Genomic DNA, 4,948 nt, shown 5'->3' with positions numbered 1-4,948 from the left:
CGCGCGGCAGGCGCTGGGTGCCGCCGGCGCCCGGCAGCAGGCCGAGCTTCACCTCGGGCAGACCGAGCTTGGCGTCCTTGGTGGCGACACGGTAGTGGCAGGCCAGCGCGACCTCGAGACCGCCGCCGAGCGCGGTGCCGTGGATCGCGGCAACGATCGGCTTCGGCGAGCTCTCCATCAGGCTCAGCACTTCGGCGAGCCCGGGCGGCTTCGGCGGCTTGCCGAATTCGGTGATGTCGGCGCCGGCGATGAAGGTGCGGCCGGCGCAGGTCAGCACGATGCCCTGGACCTGCGCGTCATCGATCGCGCTCTTGATGCATTCGAAGATGCCGCCGCGCACCGCGGCGCTCAGCGCATTCACAGGCGGACTGTTAACCGTGACGACGGCAATATTGTCATGACGTTCGAGCTTGACGACTTCACTCACCGGGACTCTCCCTGGATGCTTGTTCTTGGACTTGTGTTGAGTAGCTGCACGACTTGCGTTGAGCCGCTACGATTAGACCAATTTCGCACTGCGAAATTTAATTCCACATCTTGACATGGAGGGTTATTTTGAAGCACGTGCCTTGTCAACGAGCATGACAAGGGCAGGGAATGAAGCGCGCCAGCAAGAAAGCCGCGACCGATCGCAATTTCGTCGTCGCGCTTTCCCGCGGACTGGACGTGCTGCGCGCATTCCAACCCAATGACGGGCTGCTCGGCAATCAGGAGATTGCGGCCCGCACCAAGTTGCCGAAGCCAACCATTTCCCGGCTGACCTACACGCTTACCAAGCTGGGATACCTTACACCTGTACCGAAGTTCGAGAAGTACCAGCTCGCGCCGTCGGCGATGGCACTCGGCTACGCCGCGCTCGCCAATCTCGGCGTTCGGCATTTGTCCGAGCCCTATCGAGAAGAAGTGATGCGCGCGACCGGCGGCGCGGTCGCCGTCGGCGGCCGCGACCGCCACAGCATGATCTATTTCGGCCAGAGCCGGAACGGCCTGGCGCTCGGCGTACAACTCGACGTCGGCTCGCGGGTGCCGATCGCAACCACGGCGATGGGACGTGCCTATATTTGGGCATTGCCGCCCGACGAGCGCGCGGCTTTATTACGCGAGCTGCGCGATCACTATGGCAGCCGCTGGGCCAAGATGCGCGACGGCATCGAGCGCTCCGGCGAGACGGTCGCGAAGCACGGCTTCACGATGTCCGCAGGCGACTGGCAGAACGACGTCGCCGCAGTCGGCGTCGCATTGAGATTGAACGACGGAACCGGTCCTTACGCCTTCAACTGCGGCGCGCCGGCATTCCGCTTCACGGAAGACAGATTGCTCAACGACATTGGACCTCGTCTTGTCGCGATGGTAAGGAACATCGAGCAGGCGCTCGGTGGAATGGCGCCGCAATCCAAAAAAGAAGAACGCAAAAAGACCAGAGTAGGAGGGAAAGTTGCACGTTTGGCCGAGGGGATCAGATAGCCTCCATCACGCCCAGCGAAACGCATCGCAGGGCCGCTCGCACCGCTCGAAGACGGCGGGCGAGACGAGATGACGCAGGCACAGCTCGCGCAGGGGAATGATCCCCTGCTCGCGGTTCGCGACGTCAGCGTCGTGTTCGGCGGCATCATCGCACTGAACGGCGTGTCGTTCGACATGCGCCATGGACAGATCCTCGGGCTGATCGGGCCGAACGGGGCCGGCAAGACGACGCTGTTCAATTGCCTGTCGCGGCTCTATCAGCCGTCGTCCGGCGACATCCTGATGGAAGGCAAGAGCATCCTGTCGCGCCCGCCGCACCGGATCTCCGAGATCGGCATCGGCCGCACCTTCCAGAACGTCGCGCTGTTCCCCAACCTGTCCGTGATCGACAATGTGCGCGTCGGCGCGCATGCGCGCACCTCGAGCGACATCGTCAGCGACTCGCTGCGCCTCGCCTGGGTCCGCCGCGGCGAGACCGACATGAACAAGAAGGTGCACGACATCCTCGGCTATCTCGATCTCGAGGACGTCGCCCACACCGTGGTCTCGGGACTTCCGTTCGGCACCCAGAAGCGCGTCGAACTGGCGCGCGCCCTGGCCGCGGACCCGAAGATCCTGCTGCTCGACGAGCCGGCCGGCGGCCTCAATCACGAGGAAGTCTACGTGCTCGGCGACCTGATCCGCAAAATCCGCGACGACCGCAAGATCACCGTGCTGCTGGTCGAGCATCACATGGGTCTCGTGATGTCGATCGCCGACCACGTCGTCGCGCTCAATTTCGGCCGCAAGCTTGCCGAAGGCACGCCGGCCCAGGTCCAGGCCGACCCTGATGTCATCAAGGCCTATCTGGGGAGCAAGGACCAATGACCACGATGCTCAACGTCAAGGACCTGCGCGCCTATTACGGCCAGGTCCAGGCCCTGCACGGCCTCAACTTCTCGCTCAACGAGGGCTCGCTGACGACCCTGCTCGGCGCCAACGGCGCCGGCAAGACCACGACGCTGCGGGCGATCTGCAACATGGTGCGCTCGACCGGCGCGATCGAGTTCGAGGGCAAGCCGATCGGCACGCGCTCGACCGAAAACGTGGTCCGCCTCGGCATCGCCCACGTGCCGCAGGGCCGCGGCACCTTCACCAACATGACGGTGGAGGAAAACCTGCAGCTCGGCGCCATCAGCCGCGCCGACAAGAAGGCGATCGGCGGCGACATCGAGCGGATGTACGAGCATTTCCCGGTGCTGAAGCAGCGCTACACCCAGCAGGCCGGCACGCTGTCCGGCGGCGAGCAGCAGATGCTCGCGGTGGCGCGCGCGCTGATGCTGCGGCCGCGCCTGATGCTGCTCGACGAGCCGTCGTTCGGCCTCGCGCCGCTGATCGTGCGCGACCTGTTCCGGATCCTCGGCAAGATCAATCGCGAGGAAAAGGTGACCATCCTGGTGGTCGAGCAGAACGCGCAGCTTGCGCTCGAGCTCGCCGACCAGGCCTACGTGATCGAAACCGGACGGATCGTGATGTCGGGCAATGCCAAGGACATCGCGAACAACGAAGACGTCCGCAAATCCTATCTCGGCTACTGAGGGAGCTGGCACAATGGAGCTTTTTGCCAACCAGGTCCTGGCCGGCATCGCCACCGGCGCGATCTATGCCTGCATGGCGCTCGCGGTAGTCATGATCTACCAGGCCATCGACCATCTGAATTTCGCCCAGGGCGAAATGGCGATGTTCTCGACCTTCGTGTCCTGGCAGCTGATGCAATGGGGCGTGCCCTACTGGGGCGCCTTCGTGCTCACCGTCGCCTTTTCGTTTGCCGCCGGCATCGTCATCGAGCGGCTGCTGTTCAAGCCGCTGGCGAAGGCGCCGATCCTGACCAACGTCGCCGGCTTCATCGCACTCTACGCGATCATCAACTCGGTCGCCGGCCTGATCTGGGACTTCACCATCAAGCAGTATCCGACGCCGTTCGGCTCCTCGCCGTTCCTTGGCAGCCAGCTGATCTCGACCCACCAGGCCGGCATGATCGGCATCACGCTGTTGATGCTGCTCCTGCTGTTCTTCTTCTTCCGCTTCACCCGGGTGGGTCTGGCGATGCGGGCGGCAGCCTCGCTGCCGGAATCGGCGCGCCTCGTCGGCATCAACACCTCGTGGATGATCGCGCTGGGTTGGGGCATGGCGTCCGCGATCGGCTCGATCGCCGGCATGATGATCGCGCCGGTGGTGTTCCTCGAACCGAACATGATGCTCGGCGTGCTGATCTATGGATTTGCCGCGGCCGTGCTCGGCGGCCTGTCGAGCCCGTTCGGCGCCGTCATGGGCGGCTTCCTGGTCGGCGTCTTCGAGAACCTCGTCGGCACCTACATCCCCGGCGTCGGCAATGAACTGAAACTTCCGATCGCGCTTGCGCTGATCATCGTCGTCCTGGTCGTGAAACCGGCAGGCCTGTTCGGCCGCGCCATCGTGAAGCGAGTTTGATCATGAGCGCCGCTGAAGAAATCGTCACAGAAGGCTCCGCTGTCGAGGCCGTTCCCAAGCGCGCCATGACGCTCGGCTATGGCACCTCGCTCGTGGTGCTCGCCGCGCTCGTCCTGATCCCGCTGTTCGTGAAGAACTTCATCATCTTCCAGATGACGATGCTTCTGATCTACGGCCTTGCGGTGCTGGCGCTCAACATCCTGACTGGCGGAAGCGGCCAGTTCTCGCTCGGCCAGAGCGCGTTCTACGCCGTCGGCGCCTATACTTCGGCGATCCTGATGGAGCATGCGGGCATGAACTATGCCCTCACGCTGCCGATCGCCGGCATCATCTGCTTCGCCTTCGGCTTCCTGTTCGGCCAGCCGGCGCTGCGGCTATCCGGCGTCTATCTGGCGCTCGCGACCTTCGCGCTCGCCACCGCGATGCCGCAGCTACTCAAGCTCGGCTATTTCGAGCACTGGACCGGCGGCGTGCAGGGCCTCGTGGTCACCAAGCCGGACGCCCCGTTCGGCCTGCCGCTGTCGCAGGACATGTGGCTGTATTACTTCACGCTGGTCGTCACCATCGCGATCTACGTGGCTTCGGTGAACCTGCTGCGCTCGCGCTCCGGCCGCGCCTTCATGGCGATCCGCGACAACGAGATCGCGGCCTCCGCGATGGGCGTCGACGTCGCGCTGTACAAGACGCTGGCGTTCGGCGTCTCGGCCGGCATCACCGGCGTTGCCGGCGGTCTCGGCGCCATCGCGGTGCAGTTCGTGGCACCCGACGGCTACACCATCCAGCTCGCGATCTCGCTGTTCCTCGGCATGGTGGTCGGCGGCGTCGGCTGGCTGCCCGGCTCGATCGTCGGCTCCGCCTTCATCATCTTCGTGCCCAACATCGCCGAGGGTATTTCGAAGGGCCTTTCGGGCGCCGTGTTCGGCGTGCTGCTGTTCCTCGTCATCTTCCTCGTGCCGCATGGCGCCAGGCAGGTTGCGATCGTTGCCCAGCAACTGGCCGCAAAGTTCAAGAAAAA

At 64.3% G+C, this 4,948-nt stretch carries 6 protein-coding genes; 5 read left to right on the top strand and 1 reads right to left on the bottom strand.

The window, feature by feature from the left end:
- A partial coding sequence (locus tag AKL29_RS44170) for an enoyl-CoA hydratase/isomerase family protein (protein ID WP_430648847.1) occupies positions 1 to 427 on the bottom strand: 427 nt, incomplete at its 3' end.
- 170 nt (positions 428 to 597) lie between these two features.
- Here AKL29_RS44170 and AKL29_RS01760 point away from each other — a divergent pair.
- From AKL29_RS01760 to AKL29_RS01740, 5 genes are all read left to right on the top strand, one after another.
- Positions 598 to 1,464, top strand: a complete 867-nt coding sequence (locus tag AKL29_RS01760; RefSeq protein WP_018269093.1) for an IclR family transcriptional regulator — start codon at positions 598 to 600, stop codon at positions 1,462 to 1,464.
- Positions 1,465 to 1,533: 69 nt separating this feature from the next.
- Positions 1,534 to 2,331, top strand: a complete 798-nt coding sequence (locus AKL29_RS01755) for an ABC transporter ATP-binding protein (protein WP_028338105.1) — start codon at positions 1,534 to 1,536, stop codon at positions 2,329 to 2,331.
- Complete coding sequence (locus AKL29_RS01750; RefSeq protein ID WP_028338104.1) at positions 2,328 to 3,041, top strand: ABC transporter ATP-binding protein; 714 nt, start codon at positions 2,328 to 2,330, stop codon at positions 3,039 to 3,041. The genes AKL29_RS01755 and AKL29_RS01750 overlap by 4 nt, the downstream gene beginning before the upstream one ends.
- A gap of 13 nt (positions 3,042 to 3,054) precedes the next feature.
- Positions 3,055 to 3,933: a branched-chain amino acid ABC transporter permease gene (locus AKL29_RS01745; protein ID WP_028338103.1), complete on the top strand. Its 879-nt coding sequence runs from the start codon at positions 3,055 to 3,057 to the stop codon at positions 3,931 to 3,933.
- A 2-nt stretch (positions 3,934 to 3,935) separates the two neighbouring features.
- A partial coding sequence (locus AKL29_RS01740; protein WP_050382710.1) for a branched-chain amino acid ABC transporter permease occupies positions 3,936 to 4,948 on the top strand: 1,013 nt, incomplete at its 3' end.

This window comes from Bradyrhizobium pachyrhizi (assembly GCF_001189245.1).
GTDB classification, from domain to species: domain Bacteria; phylum Pseudomonadota; class Alphaproteobacteria; order Rhizobiales; family Xanthobacteraceae; genus Bradyrhizobium; species Bradyrhizobium pachyrhizi.
Note: the sequence above shows the minus strand (reverse complement) of the source record. Positions and strands in the feature narration are given on the sequence as shown.

Coding starts and splice junctions, on each gene's coding strand:
- AKL29_RS01760 (WP_018269093.1), top strand. CDS start 598: ATGAAGCGCGCCAGCAAGAAAGCCGCGACCGATCGCAATTTCGTCGTC.
- AKL29_RS01755 (WP_028338105.1), top strand. CDS start 1,534: ATGACGCAGGCACAGCTCGCGCAGGGGAATGATCCCCTGCTCGCGGTT.
- AKL29_RS01750 (WP_028338104.1), top strand. CDS start 2,328: ATGACCACGATGCTCAACGTCAAGGACCTGCGCGCCTATTACGGCCAG.
- AKL29_RS01745 (WP_028338103.1), top strand. CDS start 3,055: ATGGAGCTTTTTGCCAACCAGGTCCTGGCCGGCATCGCCACCGGCGCG.